The sequence below is a fragment of the Enterovibrio norvegicus FF-33 genome (assembly GCF_000286835.2).
In the GTDB taxonomy this organism is placed as follows: Bacteria; Pseudomonadota; Gammaproteobacteria; order Enterobacterales; family Vibrionaceae; genus Enterovibrio; species Enterovibrio norvegicus_A.
This window is the reverse complement of the sequence record NZ_AJYD02000038.1, coordinates 127,472-143,876: the sequence shown is the minus strand read 5'-3', so window position 1 is coordinate 143,876 and position 16,405 is coordinate 127,472. Positions and strand designations below refer to the sequence as shown.

At 45.9% G+C, this 16,405-nt stretch carries 12 protein-coding genes; 6 read left to right on the top strand and 6 right to left on the bottom strand.

Features of this window, described 5'->3' with window-relative positions:
- Nucleotides 1-46: 46 nt before the first annotated feature.
- The gene (locus A1OO_RS09065; protein WP_017002786.1) at nucleotides 47-2,392 is read left to right on the top strand and encodes a helicase-related protein; all 2,346 of its coding nucleotides are present in this window, start codon (nucleotides 47-49) and stop codon (nucleotides 2,390-2,392) included.
- Between the two features lie 106 nt (nucleotides 2,393-2,498).
- On the opposite strand, the gene A1OO_RS09060 is transcribed toward A1OO_RS09065, so the two are convergent.
- The 3 genes from A1OO_RS09060 to A1OO_RS09050 form a co-directional block, all read right to left on the bottom strand.
- Complete coding sequence (locus A1OO_RS09060) at nucleotides 2,499-3,032, bottom strand: dihydrofolate reductase family protein (protein WP_016962182.1); 534 nt, start codon at nucleotides 3,030-3,032, stop codon at nucleotides 2,499-2,501.
- Nucleotides 3,033-3,118: 86 nt separating this feature from the next.
- Nucleotides 3,119-3,601, bottom strand: coding sequence for a YajQ family cyclic di-GMP-binding protein (locus tag A1OO_RS09055; protein WP_016962181.1), 483 nt, complete (start codon nucleotides 3,599-3,601; stop codon nucleotides 3,119-3,121).
- Nucleotides 3,602-3,660: 59 nt separating this feature from the next.
- Nucleotides 3,661-4,719 (bottom strand): 3-deoxy-7-phosphoheptulonate synthase, encoded by a 1,059-nt coding sequence (locus A1OO_RS09050; RefSeq protein ID WP_016962180.1) that lies wholly within the window; start codon nucleotides 4,717-4,719, stop codon nucleotides 3,661-3,663.
- A 342-nt stretch (nucleotides 4,720-5,061) separates the two neighbouring features.
- Between A1OO_RS09050 and A1OO_RS09045 the strand changes: the two genes are divergently transcribed.
- Nucleotides 5,062-5,865 carry a putative PEP-binding protein gene (locus A1OO_RS09045; protein WP_016962179.1) on the top strand — a complete coding sequence of 268 codons (804 nt, stop codon included), beginning with the start codon at nucleotides 5,062-5,064 and terminating at the stop codon, nucleotides 5,863-5,865.
- Nucleotides 5,866-6,133: 268 nt separating this feature from the next.
- The gene (locus tag A1OO_RS09040; protein ID WP_016962178.1) at nucleotides 6,134-6,970 is read left to right on the top strand and encodes a CvfB family protein; all 837 of its coding nucleotides are present in this window, start codon (nucleotides 6,134-6,136) and stop codon (nucleotides 6,968-6,970) included.
- A 268-nt stretch (nucleotides 6,971-7,238) separates the two neighbouring features.
- On the opposite strand, the gene rsmF is transcribed toward A1OO_RS09040, so the two are convergent.
- From rsmF to A1OO_RS09025, 3 genes are all read right to left on the bottom strand, one after another.
- Complete coding sequence (gene rsmF / locus A1OO_RS09035) at nucleotides 7,239-8,669, bottom strand: 16S rRNA (cytosine(1407)-C(5))-methyltransferase RsmF (protein WP_026023785.1); 1,431 nt, start codon at nucleotides 8,667-8,669, stop codon at nucleotides 7,239-7,241.
- Nucleotides 8,670-8,813: 144 nt separating this feature from the next.
- Nucleotides 8,814-11,438: a PqiB family protein gene (locus A1OO_RS09030; RefSeq protein WP_017002784.1), complete on the bottom strand. Its 2,625-nt coding sequence runs from the start codon at nucleotides 11,436-11,438 to the stop codon at nucleotides 8,814-8,816.
- Nucleotides 11,425-12,666, bottom strand: a complete 1,242-nt coding sequence (locus A1OO_RS09025; RefSeq protein ID WP_016962175.1) for a paraquat-inducible protein A — start codon at nucleotides 12,664-12,666, stop codon at nucleotides 11,425-11,427. Before A1OO_RS09025 ends, A1OO_RS09030 begins: the two co-directional genes overlap by 14 nt.
- Before the next feature lie 357 nt (nucleotides 12,667-13,023).
- Here A1OO_RS09025 and A1OO_RS09020 point away from each other — a divergent pair, with 357 nt between their 5' ends.
- The 3 genes from A1OO_RS09020 to prc all read left to right on the top strand — a co-directional run bounded on the left by A1OO_RS09020 (nucleotide 13,024) and on the right by prc (nucleotide 16,274).
- The gene (locus A1OO_RS09020) at nucleotides 13,024-13,482 is read left to right on the top strand and encodes a GAF domain-containing protein (RefSeq protein WP_017002783.1); all 459 of its coding nucleotides are present in this window, start codon (nucleotides 13,024-13,026) and stop codon (nucleotides 13,480-13,482) included.
- Nucleotides 13,483-13,596: 114 nt separating this feature from the next.
- Complete coding sequence (gene proQ / locus A1OO_RS09015) at nucleotides 13,597-14,253, top strand: RNA chaperone ProQ (RefSeq protein WP_017002782.1); 657 nt, start codon at nucleotides 13,597-13,599, stop codon at nucleotides 14,251-14,253.
- Nucleotides 14,254-14,270: 17 nt separating this feature from the next.
- Nucleotides 14,271-16,274 (top strand): carboxy terminal-processing peptidase, encoded by a 2,004-nt coding sequence (prc, locus tag A1OO_RS09010; protein ID WP_017002781.1) that lies wholly within the window; start codon nucleotides 14,271-14,273, stop codon nucleotides 16,272-16,274.
- Nucleotides 16,275-16,405 lie beyond the last annotated feature (131 nt).

Sequence of the window (16,405 nt, the reverse complement as noted above, 5' to 3'; positions counted from 1 at the left end):
AGGTACACTAGGCGCATTGAAATTCAAACGCCTACACAATGAATCCATGATCAAATCAACCCTTCAGCTACCCATTGACGCTATTCAAGCATCTGTCGAAATCGCGTTAGCCAAGCGTAATGTGATTATTCAATCAGACACCGGAACAGGCAAGTCCACGCGCTTGCCTGTTTGGGCATCGAAACTTGGTCGAGTGCTTGTGATTGAGCCACGTCGTGTGGCTTGTACATCACTGACGGGCTTTGTCGCAGAAAGTATAGGCGCAAAGATTGGTGAGCAAGTCGGGTATGCCATCAAGTTTGATTATCGTTTTAGTGATGACACTCAGATTGTTTTTGCGACCCCAGGCGTTGTGCTTCGTTGGTTCAGTGAAGATAAGCTTTCTAAGTTCGATGTGGTGATGATTGATGAATTCCACGAACGACGTGCAGAAACCGATTTGCTGGCAGCGCTACTAAATAAACTGAACAAGCACCGATTGATCATCACGTCTGCCACGTTAGACAGTGACAAACTTAGCCAATATTTTCATGCGGAGATGCTTAAAGCGGATGCCAAGAGTTACGGTGTCACGGTTTCTTATCATGCCTCAGACAGTCAAGTGATGCCGTCGGGCAAGCACATAGAATCACGACTAAAGCCTGTGGTTGAGCGTGCATTGGAACGCGGCGGTGATTTACTGGTGTTTCTGCCAGGGAAAAAGGAAATCAATCTGTGCCGTTCGGCGTTGAGTGGACTCGGCGCTGATGTTATTCCACTTCATGCATCGGTGTCCGATCTTGATCGAAAACACGCACTGAACCAAAGCGACAATCAACGCATTGTGTTGGCGACCAATGTGGCGGAAACCTCATTAACCATTCCTGGCATCGTGACAGTTATTGATACGGGAATGGAAAGGCGCACCCATCAACGCAATGGTCGAACAGCGTTGGCGCTCCATACTATCTCCAAGGCGAGCGCCAAGCAGCGGGCAGGGCGTGCTGGGCGAATAGCAGCAGGGTATTGCGAACGACTTTATGGTCAACATGCGCCGCTTGAAGCTTTTACACCGCCAGAGCTTGAACGCGAAGATTTGATTGAAACCATGCTTGCTGCAGCGTGCAGTGGTTTTACATTAGACCAACTCGTGTTTCTTTCTCCTTTACCCGACAAGTCTCTGCTATCCGCACGCACAAGACTCATTGCTATGGGGGCAATTGATAACAATGGCGTAGTGACCGAGCATGGTAAATTGCTTTATCCACTCCCGATTGATTCTCTGTTTGCCCACTTGATATCCGGTATGACGTCTAGGCCGAACAAAGAAGCCATGTGTGATTTGGCCGCCATACTGCAAACGCCAGTGACCGTCTGGAAGCGTCGACCCGGTGAAATGGCATTAGAGAACTACAAGGCATGGAATACGCATGCGTGTGACGTTGTCACTTCAATCGCTGTGCTACGCGGTGAGCAGTCAGAAGACATTGATGTGGATCTGCTTGCACGTGATGAAGCAAGACGTTTATCTGCGTCTTTGAGAGAGGCCATGGTGTTGCCGCAATGGGATGCTGCCAGTCGATTTCAGCGAGAAAACTTCTTGCGCAATGTCATCGACATTGCACCAGAGCTTGCCTTTGTAAGGCGAGAGAAGCGTCAACAGGCGTTTGGAAATGGTGACAGTGAAGTGGTACTCAGCCGTGATAGTGATTTCCCTGCAGAGCCGCAAGCGGCGCTTGTATTTGATCAGTTCCACTTAGCTGGCCGAGGCGCAAAGCAAACCACATCGTACGCCACCTGCATGGCTCCGTTGCCCTTTTTATGGCTTACGCATGCCGACTTGGGCGAGCTGGAAATAGCCGAGCAGATTGAAAAAGCGGGCAAAGTGTTTGATGTGGTTCAGCGCGTATATGCGGGGAGAATCATAGAACAATGTGAACGTGAAGCCGAGGGCGCGAGTTTACTTCTCGCGATAGCCAAGCAGATTCTAGACGGCGAATTGATGAATGGTGTTGGCGAGCACCTATCCCATCAGGTCACTTACTGGAATTTATTCCAAACCTTGGTTGCTGAAAAACCACAGCCGGCAGTTGATGTCTTGGTTTGGCTCGAGCAGACGCTTTCTGATCTTGGTGTTGAAACAGTTGATGACATGGACTTGATCGACCCAAGCGACATTCAGTTTGATGGCATTCCATCTTGGGAGTTTGACGACTTTGTTCGGACATACCCGTTACAGGTCACCTTGGCTGAGTTAAAACTCGACGTTGAATATTCTAGATCTAAACGCATGGTCGTTGTTCACTATGTTAAAGGTAATCGAAAGGATGGGCCAAAGCGGTGGGAGTTACCTTCGTGGAATGGATGGCGGGTTAAGTACAAAAAAGCGAGCCGTATTGTCGATGTTAAGTAGCCGCATCTGAGAATGAGTAGCCAAGCGGATGTGAAGCAATTTACTTTGATGTAATGTTGAAAAAGCGAACTCGTCAAATCGAATTCGCTTAATTTTAGGTGTTTGATTAACGCACGCGGCGATAGTGATTTTTCACCATGGCGTTCAACAACACTTCGCTTTTTACCAACGTATATTGTTGAGGTTGCTCAAGCAGACCAAACAGTGATGCGCCGCCACCGAGTAACGTAGGGATTTGAGTAACAATAAGTTCGTCAATCAGATCTTGTTCTAGAAAACTCTGAACGGTTTTACCGCCGTCGATGTAAAGTGTTTTATAGCCCTGCTCGTTGAGATTGGTGACAATCTCTTTGATATCTCCAGATACAAGAAACACTTTGTCTTCGTAGGCGTTGGGAATGCACTTGAGGGTATGACTTATGACGAAAACGGGTTTGGAGTAGGGCCAGTCAATACCAAATCCACAGACGGTTTCGAAAGTATTTCTGCCCATCACCAATGCATCAACACTTTGCATGAACTCAGCCCACCCAAAATCCAAGCCCTCAGGATTAGGAATGCTGTGAAGCCATTCAATACCGCCGTTTTTGTCAGCGATGTAGCCATCTAAGCTGGTAGCAATATATACGATGTTTGTCATTGGTATTTTCCTAGAACAGGCTTAAAAAACAAAAAAGCCATTCACTCGATAAGCAAATGGCTTCTCAATTCAGCAAGAAAGCGGGATTAGTCGCGGAAGTTATCGAACTGGAATGGTTGCCCCATATCCGCTTCGCGAACCAATTTCATGACAGCTTGTAGATCATCACGATTCTTTCCGGTGACACGAAGTTGATCGCCTTGGATTTGAGTTTGCACTTTAATCTTGGCGTCTTTGATCAACTTAACGAGCTTCTTCGCGATCAAGGCTTCAATGCCGTTTTTAAAATGTACATCGCTGAAAAAGGTTTTTCCTGAGTGAATCATGTCTTTTGGTTCCATCGCACGGGCATCGACGCCTCGTTTAGCGAGGTTGCCACGAAGAATGTCCATCATCTGATTCACTTGAAAATCGGATTCTGCAGAAACCTTGACGACTTCTTTGTTGAGTTCAAAACTTGCGTCCACATTACGAAAGTCAAAACGGGTTAGAAGCTCGCGTTTAGCGTTGTCTACCGCGTTTTTAAGCTCAACGTTGTCAATCTCCGAGACGATATCAAAAGCAGGCATAGTGTGTTCCTGATGTTTATCTAATGAATAAAAAAGTGACGATTCTGCATTGCTGGGTGTTAACTATTGCGCTTGGCAACCGCATCCGACAGCATTTGCAGCATTGTTGTTGTATCGTCCCAGCTTAAGCATGGGTCAGTAATCGACTGACCATAAGTTAGGCTATCAATCTTGTCTTTATCGACAGCTTGATTACCTTCTTCGATAAAGCTTTCTGCCATGATCCCAGCGATGTGCGTGTCACCATCAACAATCTGCTGACAAATATCGGCTGCAACATCGATCTGGCGTTTGTGTTGTTTTTCGCAGTTTGCATGGCTGAAGTCAACGACCAATCGCGGTACTAAATCGAACGTATTAAGATCATCAGCAGCACTTACCACATCTTGACGGTGATAATTGGGTTGATGACCACCACGCAGAATAACGTGACCGTAAGGATTACCGCTGGTGCGATAGATAGTCATGACACCTTGCTTGTCAGGCGAGCAGAACAAGTGAGAGGTTTGGCTTGAGCGGATCGCGTCAATGGCGATTTTGATATTGCCGTCAGTGCCATTCTTAAAGCCAACAGGGCAAGACAGTGCTGATGCCATTTCTCGGTGGATTTGTGATTCAGTGGTACGTGCACCAATCGCCCCCCAAGAGACCAAGTCGGCAATGTATTGGCCGGTGATCATGTCAAGAAACTCAGTGGCTGTTGGCATGCCTAACGTATTAACATCCAGTAAGAACTTACGCGCCTTGAATAGGCCTTCACGTAGGTTACAACTGCCATCTAAGCGAGGATCGTTGATCATGCCTTTCCAGCCAACAACGGTGCGTGGCTTTTCAAAATAGGTACGCATGATGATATGAAGCGTGTCGCGATGGGTGTCCGCAAATGCTTTCAAGCGTTTTGCGTAATCAAGCCCAGCATCGGGGTCATGAATCGAACATGGGCCTACCACGACGAGCAGGCGGTTATCGCGTCCTGCTAAAATTTCTTCTGCTTGTTGACGCGCTTCCGCGATATGCAGTGCAACAGTATCAGAAAGTGGGGAAGCCGCTTCCACTTCTGCTGGCGTTGGCAAAGTGTCAACAGGTTGTGTTCTTAGTTCGTCGGTTTTAATCGGCATGGAAACTGCCTTCCTTACTTCATCGTTGTTGCGAAGCCAGTAAGATATCAAAATTTTGTACTTAGAAAAGCAAGGAGTTTATGTTTCAGCGATTTATTCTGCTTATTGCCGCAGATTTCGCCTATTCAGAGGAAATCTGCAGGTAACTTGTGCTGTGGCTTTCGCTAACATGTAAAACAAAAGACAATTTTGTTTTTTCACTTGTAACGTATCAGTAGTCTGGGTATGTTTTGTATTAGACGTTCGAAAATCAGGCGGTTGCAAAAATACGCTGTCAAACGTTCGCTATCTATTTTATGCCGTTATGGCACGTTGATTTTTACAAGGCAGTATTGGTGCACTATGTCTCAAATGGATTTGACTTATTCTTACGTTCTTAAATCTCCCGCTCAACTTGATAATCCCGAACAGGCAATTGGCTTGGTGGCATTAGGGCCACTTTTCAACAATGCTGTTGGCGTGCATCCTGCTTCGTTGGACGATAAATCCCAAGCTGTTGAAACCCTGGTAGCCTTGCTTGATAAAACGTATCAGTGTAATCCTGACCGCCCACTCCGTGTCATGCTTAATGAGCAAAGCACGTTGGCTTTACGTGACCTTAAAGGCGGCGAGTCTGAGCCGAGGGAAGCAAACCCTGCGATGGGGTTACGCGGTGTTTCTCGCTTTGCCAGTGCGGTTGGAAAACCGGGTTTCGTGTTGGAATGCGATGTGCTTAAAAGTGCCATTCGCGATAAAAACCTACCGGTAGAAATTGTTGTTCCTTTTGTTCGTACGTCGAGCGAAGCGGCAACCATTATTGATTTGTTGGCAGAGCAGGGACTATGTCGTGGCGCGAATGGCTTGAAAGTGCTGGTGGCTTGCCAACTACCTTCCAATGCTGTGCTTGCCGAGCCCCTTTTGGCGTATTTCGACGGCTTCGTCGTCGACGTCGACAATTTGGCTGCATTCACTTTAGGTGTGGATTTTTCAGACACCTCTTTGCCTCATGCATTCAATAAAAACAATGAAGCTATACGCAGTTTGATTCTAGATACCATTCGTAAAACGCAATTGGCAGAGAAGCCGATTCAAGTGCTCACTCAAGAGACGGATACTTCGATCATTGAGCTTGCAGAAGCGGCCAATGTGGAGTTGGTTTACCAGTAATCAAGCTTACTTGCTGCATTTAGACGCCACGACAATCGCCACCGCTTGTCGTGGCGTTTGTCGTTTTGGAAAGCAACAGTTGTTTTATTTTCTTGTTAGCAGTCTTTTTGTGTTTAAAATTTCGCATCTTGATGCTGGTCGGACAGATAAATCACCGTAAAACCGCCCAATAAAGAATCAATCAGCATGTGGATTCAAATTACTACAACCGTCGCTCGCATAAATCTCGTATACTGCGCGATAGTCAAAATGAATGAGCAAAACCTCGATGATTAAAATTGGTCAGTTGAACACTCTTACTGTTGTTAAAGAAGTTGATTTCGGCGTGTTTGTCGATGGTGGCGAGGACTTCGGCAATATCTTGCTGCCTAAGCGATACGTCCCGAAAGGCACACGACTTGGCGATGAAATTGAGGTATTCATTTATTTTGATTCACAGGATGAAATCATTGCGACGACCGAAAAGCCGCTGGCTCATGTGGGGCAGTTTGCGAAGCTAAATTGCATCAGCACAACGCCTGTGGGCGCGTTTCTCAATTGGGGGCTGCCGAAAGATCTGTTGGTCCCATTTAGCGAGCAGCGTATTCCTTTGCAGGAAGGCCGATCTTATTTGGTGTTTTTGTACATGGATAACGCATCAGGCCGTATTGTTGGTACGACCAAGTTCAATAAGTTTCTCGATAAAACGCCAGCTCGCTACGAGAAAGGCGAACAGGTTCATGTCACCATCGTGGAAGAAACCGATCTGGGTTACAAGTGCGCCATCAACGATGCGCATTCAGGTTTACTGTTTAAATCGGAAGTGTTTGGTAAATTGTTCGTCGGTAAGAGCTTGAGAGCGTATGTGAAGCAAATGCGTGAAGACGGTAAAATCGACCTGTCTCTGCAAAAGCTTGGTCGCGGTAAGCTGGATGACCTTTCTGAGAAAGTGCTGCATACGTTAGAGCTAAAAGGCGGATTCTTGCCAGTCAATGATAAGAGCAGCCCTGACGAGATCTTTGAGTTGTTCCGCACCAGTAAAGCGACGTTTAAGAAAACCATTGGTAGCCTTTACAAAGAGCGTCGAATTCGCATTGAACAAGATGGCATTCACCTCACCAAATGATTTTTGTTAGACGGCATTGATGCTAGAAAAAGCTGCTTCGGTGGCTTTTTTTGTGCCTGTGTGTTTGTGACTTTACGCGGATGAGGAATGTCTGAAAAAGACGAGAACCGTGAGATAAAAAGAGTCCGGAACGATTCCTGTTCCGGACTTAGGGGAATGGCTCGTTAGAGCCTTGCGCTAACTGGTTTTAATGGAGATTAATAACACTTCAAAATTTAGTCTGTGCAAGGCTGTCGTGCCGTTTCATCATTGAGACTTTTGCAATCAACTAGTCGATGAAAAGATTAATGTCTCTAACTAGCTCTCTAGGAAGGCCATTTTTGATGCGATTGCCTACCCATTTACCAATACCAATTGGCTGGTTTCGGTAGCATACAATCACTTCACCTTTCCCAATGCCGTCACTTGGACGTATATCTCTTCCCATATACCATTCTTTAGCATCTTGTGCTGTTAGTTCAACGCAGGATGGTTCTGAGCCATTAGCCAGCGCCATGATGGTTTCATGCTGCCAGCGGAATCCGTTTTTATGTGACTCTGCGAGTTTCAAGCCAATACGGTCGAATTTAATTTCAGGAAGCAAAGCTTCAATCGCCGCTGGGAATATCCACACTTCTTTATCGCGAAGCCAAACGTTGGAAGAGACGGGGGCATCTAACCCCAATGTTTCTTTCAGCGCTACACACACTGCATCTGCCTCATTTGGCTTGGCTTTTAGGAATGGGAACTTGCGAGGGCGTTTTTTGATCATTTCGCTGCCAACACTCGCGGTCTTTTTCAAGCGCGCTACGAAGAAGCCTTCACTGTCAAAGATCTGAGGGAAGACGTGCAAGAAGCCTTCTTCTGTGCAAGCCGCGTCTGCGCCATCAAACAAAGTGTTTAGTGGCTCAAACTCAACCGCATCACCAAAGGTTTCTTTGAGGAAGTAACAGACATGCTGGTTTTCTTCGTGGCTCAGGGTACACGTGGAGTAAACCATCATGCCGCCGGGCTTCAGGGCATGGAATGCACTGACAATCAGATCTTTTTGCGTATTCGCAATGTCGTTAACCGCTTCTAAGCTCCAGTTCGCAAATGCATCAGCATCTTTACGGATAGTCCCTTCGCCTGAGCAGGGGGCATCAAGTAAAATGGCGTCAAAGGTCTCTGGTAGCCATTCCCCGAACACGCGTCCATCGTATTTTGTGAGCGCTGCATTGTGCACGCCACACCGCAACAGGTTGGCATGAAGGACTTTCACACGACTTGCTGAATACTCGTTGGCAACGAGCAAGCCGTTATTGTTCATCTCAGCAGCGATCTGTGTTGTTTTAGACCCTGGCGCAGCAGCCATATCAAGAATGCGTTCCAGTGGGAGCCCATTTTCAAACAGTGCTGTCACAGGCAGCATCGAGCTTGCTTCCTGAATATAGAAAAGCCCTGCCATGTGCTCGGCAGTATTGCCGAGAGGAACCGTATCGTTCTCATCCTGGTCGATCCAGAAGCCGTTATCACACCATGGAACCGGAGTGAGGGTCCAGCTTTTCTCTGACGCACGTCGTTGGAAATCTTCGATCGACGTTTTAAGGGTGTTGACGCGAATGCTTCGGCGCAAAGGGCGCTTACAGGCGTCAACAAAGTCCGTCATGGAAAGGTGGGAAGGCAGGATTTGTTCTATCTGGTTCAAGAACAATGCTGGCATGTCGATATTTGGATGCACCGGAGCGGTCTCTCTTTGGAATTTCTGAACTGCGAAGTGTAAAAGGAAAGCGGCTGAGACGCCAGACGAAGCGCTTGCTGTTAAAGAAAAAGGCGCGAATCCAAGGGAGTTCACGCCTTTATGCCCGTATTTGTTAGTCGATAATTAGAAATAAGGGATAGCGGTTCGCCAAGATGTCCATTCCTCTTTTGGTTGCTTGTTAAGAAGGAAGTGCTGATCGGATCTCGCGGGTTTCGCCAGTTTGTCACCTTCCGGTGTAGCGAAGGATATTCCGCCTTTTATAATACTTTCTAGGGTACCACTTCGAACCGTCGCGCCAGTCAGACCAATGGAAACGTCGACACCGGATTGGTTCCAGAAAACCGTGTTGTTCCTTATTAGGTGTTTATAGTCATCACTGATCTTCACTTCAATTAAGACACGGTCGGCAAAGCGACCCAAACTCACATCAGTGACTGCGCCGACTTCGAAGTCACGAAACAATATGGGGGTACCAACATTAACGGAATCGCGATTTTCGCTTTCCAAAATGAGCGTCAATCCGCCCGCATATTCGGCAGCTTTGTGAAGCTGGAAGGACTGACGCTTCGCACCTTTACCAGGCACGACAGAAATGTAAGCACCAAACAATGAATCAAGATTCTCTGTTTTCGTTAAGCTAAGTGTTGGTTGAGCAACCCAAAAGTAGCTGGTTGCGCGTGCTAACTGCTCTGAAAACTCTGGATAGATTGTCGCATTTACAATGACACCACCATCTTTAAACGCAGGAGATAGCTTGTTAACTTCACCAACATCAACACCTTGGTAGCGTATCTTACTTCCTGATGAGAGGCCGCTGGCATCGTCAGCGGTGAATGTGAGTTTTAATCCGTAATTTTGAGCGGCGGTAAAGCTGTTATATAACTTCCAATGGGTACCAGTTTTGTTGTCGATACCTTTGATGTCACCAAAAGAGATCCCGCCCGCGACGATAGATTTAAGCGAACCCGTGTCAATCTCAACACCGGAGAGTCCTGCTTTGATGTCCACACCTGAATGATTCCAAAACACAGTGTGTGGTGTGATCAGATGATGGTAACGGTTGTCGATCTGTAGCGAGACTTTCACTTTATCTTGTGCCAATTCAAAACGCTCAACCTTTCCCACGGTGAAGTTTTTGTACATCACCGGGCTACCTTCAGACACTGAAGGCAATTTGTTTGCCGTCAGTGTTATTCGCTTGAATCCTCGAAGTGCTTCTTTGGCGTTACGAGCAAGAATTTCTGATTCAAACAAGAGATATTCAGTTTTTGCTTTGCTATTCCCTTCGCTGGTAAAGCTGATGGTTTTGTCCACCATCTGAGCGAAGGTTGGAACACTGAATTCAATCCCTTCGGCACTCACATTTCCGTTAATACCCCCTAAAACAAAGAAGCGAGAATGGCTTTTTATGAGATGTGCATAGTCTGGATAAACAACAAGGCTGAGAGAAACGTCGTCAGCGTTCAGTTGTGTGTTGCTGACGAACCCTACTTGAATACCACGATAAATCACCTTGGTGCCTGTTTTTAGCCCCCAAACATTGTCAGAACTCAGTGTCAGAACGAGCGCACCAGGATCGTTAGCGATCATGCTTACGCTGGTCTTTGCCGTGAACTCATGACTTTCTTCACCTTCGCCCGGTTGTAACGATAATGTGTTTCCAGTGACTAGGTTTGCTAGGTGTTTCACACCACTCAAAGACAGCTCAGGCTTATCGATAATAAACTCAGTGCCCGCTGTTAATGTCCATGCCATTGAAGGGTTAATATTGGCTTTGGCGATAGTGCCAGAGAAGTTGTCATTAAAATGGATGCCATTCAGGCGGCCAATCTCCAAGCCTTGGTAAAGAATGGGGGAGTTTGGGTTGGTTATCCCGTGGTTCTCGGGCAGAGCAATAGTGATAGGAAGGCCACGGTCAGTATCGTTAATCGAGCTGTAAAGTGTGAAAACGTCTAAAGGAACGGCAGGTTCAGCATTTTTGGGAGAGTCAAAGGCAATACCGCCAGCGAGTACTGATGCAAGGTTTTCAACGTTAACGTCAATACCACCTAAGCCAATATCTGCGCTGACACCACTGACATTCCAGAATTTAGTGCTTTTTGTCACTAGCTTGGCGTATTCTTTCTGAATACTGAGTGACACTGTCACACCTTGATTGTCAGAGGTTAAACGATAGTCAACCACTTCGCCCACACGGATTTTTTTATAGTAAATACCTGAGCCAATATTTAATGACCCCAAATCCGGGGCTTGCAGTTGAATGTGTAAATTACCATCGCCAGAGGCATTAACAGGAGGCTCTTCTGCGGCAACAAAAGTGGTTCGCACTTCACCAATTCCTGGCTTAACTGCAATGTAGTTGCCAGTCACAAGGGCATCTAGCCCCGTAATGCCTGTGATTGATGCTTTTGGTCTAACAACCCAAAAAACAGTGTTCTGACGCAGGATTTTTGTTGCTTCTGGGTAGATGTCAGCTTGAGCTGAAATGCTTTTTAGGTCGTCAGAGAGCCTCACTTTTCTAACGATCCCGACTTCTAGGCCTTGATAGCGAATTGTGGTTCTTCCAGCCTCAATGCCTTGGGCGTCAGTAAAATGGATTTCGATACGCTCACCGGCTTCATTGACCGATTTGTACAAAAGCCAGCCTGCAAGCATGAAGGCGAGGGCCGTGAATATCCACAGAGGTGAAATGCTTTTATCTTTTTTCAATTGTGGTTCAGTCACTTGAGAATCTTCAACGTTGCTCATGTTTGTCCCAAATAAGTCGAGAGTCGAGGCTTTCAGCCGAAATCATGGTTAACACCACGACCAGCCCAAAGGCGATGGCGCCAGGCCCAGGAGTAAAATCGAGTAGGTTGCCACGGTCAATCAGTGAAACCATGATGGCAATAACACAGAGGTCCATCATTGACCATTTACCAATCCACTTGACGAAACGATACATTTTCATTCGCTGCCTGCGACCTATTGTCACTTTGAGGTGGATACAAATTAAGATGTATAGGAGGCCAACTATCTTTGCGACAGGCACGATGATACTGGCAGTGAAAATGATAATGGCAATGCCATACATTCCTTGCTTTATCAGACCTGCTACGCCTGAAAAAATGGTGTCTTCAAACCGTTTTCCGTTGCTCAACAGAATAGAAATAGGATAGAAGTTAGCAGGAAAGATAAATATGACGGCAGCAAGTAGAGATGCCCACGTTTTTTGGACGCTTTGAAAAACGCGAGATTCCAGCTTTGCACTGCATCGGAAGCAATGTTGATGATTGCTCTCTTGCGTTAACCCACAATGTTGGCAGCGGATCAGCGTTTCAGTTTTAAACGTGCGATTACCAACGTGATTGCTAGGTTTATTCATCTCAAAATCTTGCAACGCTTCATTGTTGATACTGTAGGCATCCCAATAACGTTTTGGGGAGATGCGAGACAACAAAAAGGCGACTAGCACTTGTAACATCACAAAGCTAAGCAACGCTGGCCCTACGGATATCTCCGCAATCTCAATCACCTTGAAGCCGGCAACCGCCAAGCTGACGAGAAACACATCGATCATGACCCAATGTTTAATGACTTTTAGGCAATAAGTGGCCACAAAAAGAGATTTGGCATGATGGAAAGACAAAGCCAAGTTTGCGCCTAAGATGGAAACAAGAAAAAGCAATGGGGCAAAGGCGGTACAAAAGATGACGAGCAGGCCAACAAAAGGGAAGGAATCCATTAAGGTAATGGCACCACTGGTTACCGTTGTGGAGAGTGGGACACCCACCAAGTTAATAGAAAGCAGTGGGAACAATTGTGCTGGGAAGAACAGAGCAAGTGCGGCGAATGCAATAGCCACTTCTCCAGACCGACTAAGCGAGGAGTTTTTAATGACACGAGAGTCACAGGTTGGGCAACGAGCACTGAAACCCCGCTGAACAGGGATCTCTTGCAATAGCAGATCACAGGAGGTGCATTTAAGCACGCGCATAGCGGTTTATTCCCCTAAGGTCGTTCGAATTACCCATAGATTGGGTATAGTTTATCACCCAACACGGCAAATATTGCGGTGTTGATATCGAGACCCTGTCCATGGGCTGCTTTGGTATACATGTATGCTGCAAATGTGCATCTTAATCAATCTGTTATTCAAGAACACGTAATTTTTGATAAAACATTGGTATAGCGTCGAGACAAATTGAGTGGCTTCATATTTTCGAGAACATTCAATCACACAAGTGATAACTGGATTAACGCACCATCTTAGCGTGACAACATTGAACCCTTGCTCAATAATCTTTATCTTATCTAACTTGGTCCAACTTGATCCAACTGGATGTAGTCACATATGGATAGTAAAACAGAATTTTACGCGCTGCTTTCCCGCCAAACTGTGTCTCTTATTGAGAATGAATCGAACCTTATTGCTAACCTTGCTAACGTTAGTGCACTCCTGTTTCAGTCATTAGATGACATTAACTGGGCTGGGTTTTATCTGGATGATGGCGAGGAATTGGTGCTAGGACCATTCCAAGGCAACACGGCGTGTGTGCGTATTCCTTACCAAAAAGGCGTTTGCGGAAGTGCGTTCAGTCACAAACGTGTTGAACGAATTGCAGATGTACATCTTTTTGATGGGCATATCGCTTGTGATGCACAAAGTAATTCAGAAATTGTTTTACCTTTGTATAAAGGCGAAAAATTGTTGGGTGTGTTGGACATAGATTCGCCAAAAATAGCAAGATTTGATCACCATGATGAAACCGGACTCACTTTATTGGTCAATGAATTGCAAAAACACCTCTAAATTTAAGGTTCTCTGTGGTTTTTCGGACACAGGTATCTATAATACGCAGCACTAAATTTGTTAACTCGTACACGATCTCTGTTGTCGCCGTTGCGCAATGAGACAGGAAGAAAAATGGAAAACACTGAAAAATTAGCCAACAGCAAGCAAGTTATTGCCTATATCGCTGAACGTTTCCCTGCATGCTTTACCCTTGAAGGTGAAGCCCGCCCACTGAAAATAGGCATATTCCAAGACTTGGCTGAACGTCTTGCTGATGATGCTAAAGTCAGTAAAACGCAACTTCGCGCGGCACTTCGCCAATATACATCTTCCTGGCGTTACCTTTACGGGGTAAAAGCCGGCGCTATTCGTGTTGATCTTGACGGCAACGATTGTGGTGAGCTTGAGCAAGAGCACGTTGACCACGCGCAAACTGCGCTAGCTGAAAGCAAAACGCGTGCAGCTGAGCGTCGTAAAGAGCAAGCTGCGAAAAATGGCGATAAAAAAGCCAGCTCGAAAGAGAAAAGAGCGCCAAAATCAAATAAATCAACAGCTAACCCAGCAAATTCTCGACCAGCTAAGGCAAAAAATACTAAGCTAGTTAAGAAGCCGGTTGAGCCACGTCGTGAACTCAAGGCTGAAGACATTGTCGTAGGTAAGGACGTAAACGTTAATATGGGTAATGGCAACATGCCCGCTACGATTGTAGAACTTAACAAGGACGAGGTTCGCGTTCGTTTGAGCAATGGTCTAACCATGCTAGTAAAAGCGGAGCACCTCAGTTCGTAAAGGAGATCCTTCGACGCATGATCTGTCGATTCCGCTTTTCCGTGATTGCTGCCAGCTTAATGCTGGTGGCGTCCACCCAAGCCTTAGAGGCTAATTACGCCACCGCTGAGCTGCCTACTCTGGTTTCAGAACCTCAGCATAAAGCTGCCAGCGTGCGGATAACGAGTAGTTTTGAAACGTCGCATTACAAGCAATTCCAGCTAAATGACGATTTTTCTTCTAATGTGTTCGATCGCTATCTTGAAACGCTAGACTTCAATCGCCTCTTCCTGACTCAGGTAGAAGTGGATGCGATGTCTAAGTGGCGTACGAGCATAGATGATCAATTGCGCTCTGGCGACACTTCCGCAGCTTATGACATTTTCAATACTGCATTGAAAAAACGTTTTGAGCGTTATCAGTACGCGCTTGCTTTGCTTGATAACGAAATTACGTTTGATGCAGAAGAAGAGATGTTGATTGATCGCAGTGAAGAGCCATGGGCAAAAAACACTGACGAATTGAATGAGCTTTGGCGTAAGCGTGTTAAGAATGACGCGTTGAACCTTAAGCTTGCCGGTAAGGCGTGGCCTGAAATTCAGGAAACCTTGTCAAAGCGCTACAACAGCGCACTTAAACGATTGATTCAAACCAAGAGTGAAGATGTTTTTCAGGTTTATCTGAATGCTTTCTCTCGTGAGGTTGATCCACATACCAGTTACCTTTCGCCACGAAACGCTGAACAATTCCAATCAGAGATGAATCTCTCTCTTGAAGGTATTGGCGCCGTGCTGCAAGTAGATGATGACTTTACGGTTATTCGTTCGCTTGTTGCTGGTGGGCCCGCATCGAAATCGAAAAAGCTTTCTCCTGGTGATCGCATCATTGGTGTTGCTCAAGATGATGAGCAGATTATAGATGTAATCGGCTGGCGATTAGATGATGTTGTTCAGCTGATCAAAGGACCGAAAGGAAGCAAGGTTGAGCTGCAAATCTTGCCTGAAGGTGCTAACGCTAAGAGTTACAACGTCACTCTTGTGCGAGACAAAATTCGCCTTGAAGACCGCGCTGTTAAATCTGAAGTGATTGAGCAGGAAAGCGCGAAAGTCGGCGTTATATCTGTCCCGAGCTTTTATGTTGGCCTCGCCGAAGATACCAAGAAAGAAATCGCAAACCTGAAGAAAGATAACGTAAGCGGTATTGTTATTGATCTGAGAAATAATGGCGGCGGTGCGCTTAGCGAAGCATCGGCACTAACAGGTTTGTTTATTAAGGGTGGTCCTGTTGTACAGGTTCGTGACAGCTATGGTCGTGTCAAAGTAAACGGCGATAGTGATAGCAAGATTTATTATGACGGCCCAGTCACAGTGTTGATTAACCGTTATTCAGCTTCTGCTTCAGAAATCTTTGCTGCTGCACTTCAAGATTACGGTCGCGCAGTGATTATTGGTGAGCAATCCTTTGGTAAAGGGACCGTTCAGCAACATCGCACGCTGCAGAAGATCTATGACTTGGGCGATAAACCGTTAGGTCATGTTCAATACACGATCCAAAAATTCTATCGCATCAATGGTGGCAGTACGCAGCACTTAGGTGTTGTACCTGATATTTCATTCCCAACAGCGGTTGATCCGGAAGAAACCGGTGAAAGTGTTGAAGACAACGCATTGCCGTGGGATAGCATTAATCCTGCTGCTTATAAAAAAGTTGGTGAATTGAATTCCTTGTTCTCTAATTTGGACAAGGCACACCAAGAGCGTACTAAAACGGATACTGAGTTTGGCTATATTCTGAGCGACATTGCAGAATATAAGGCTTTGAAGGACGATAATGCTATTTCACTCAATGAAAAAGCACGTGTTATCGAACAGGAAAATGCCGATACCAAACGCCTTTCTCGTTTGAATGAGCGTCAGGTGGAACTTGATAAACCACCGTTCAAATCGTTGGACGATGTACCAACAGATTATGAAGAGCCGGATGCTTACCTCGATGAAGCCGCATTAATTACGCTTGATTTGGCAAAAAAACTAAACAGTTAGTGTGATTCTCACAGTAACCAATCGAAAAGCGGGCTTATGCCCGCTTTTTCTTTTTTCAATAGAAGAAGTAACGAAAACGTTAACAAAATGAGCCCCTAATAGTGATATGTGTCTAAAATTAAAGTGATGCT

Excerpts from the sequence above, each read along its gene's own strand:
- proQ (WP_017002782.1), top strand. The coding sequence starts at position 13,597 with ATGGAAAACACTGAAAAATTAGCCAACAGCAAGCAAGTTATTGCCTAT.
- prc (WP_017002781.1), top strand. The coding sequence starts at position 14,271 with ATGATCTGTCGATTCCGCTTTTCCGTGATTGCTGCCAGCTTAATGCTG.
- A1OO_RS09040 (WP_016962178.1), top strand. The coding sequence starts at position 6,134 with ATGATTAAAATTGGTCAGTTGAACACTCTTACTGTTGTTAAAGAAGTT.
- A1OO_RS09025 (WP_016962175.1), bottom strand. The coding sequence starts at position 12,666 with ATGCGCGTGCTTAAATGCACCTCCTGTGATCTGCTATTGCAAGAGATC.
- A1OO_RS09055 (WP_016962181.1), bottom strand. The coding sequence starts at position 3,601 with ATGCCTGCTTTTGATATCGTCTCGGAGATTGACAACGTTGAGCTTAAA.
- A1OO_RS09030 (WP_017002784.1), bottom strand. The coding sequence starts at position 11,438 with ATGAGCAACGTTGAAGATTCTCAAGTGACTGAACCACAATTGAAAAAA.
- A1OO_RS09050 (WP_016962180.1), bottom strand. The coding sequence starts at position 4,719 with ATGCCGATTAAAACCGACGAACTAAGAACACAACCTGTTGACACTTTG.
- A1OO_RS09045 (WP_016962179.1), top strand. The coding sequence starts at position 5,062 with ATGTCTCAAATGGATTTGACTTATTCTTACGTTCTTAAATCTCCCGCT.
- A1OO_RS09020 (WP_017002783.1), top strand. The coding sequence starts at position 13,024 with ATGGATAGTAAAACAGAATTTTACGCGCTGCTTTCCCGCCAAACTGTG.
- A1OO_RS09065 (WP_017002786.1), top strand. The coding sequence starts at position 47 with ATGATCAAATCAACCCTTCAGCTACCCATTGACGCTATTCAAGCATCT.
- A1OO_RS09060 (WP_016962182.1), bottom strand. The coding sequence starts at position 3,032 with ATGACAAACATCGTATATATTGCTACCAGCTTAGATGGCTACATCGCT.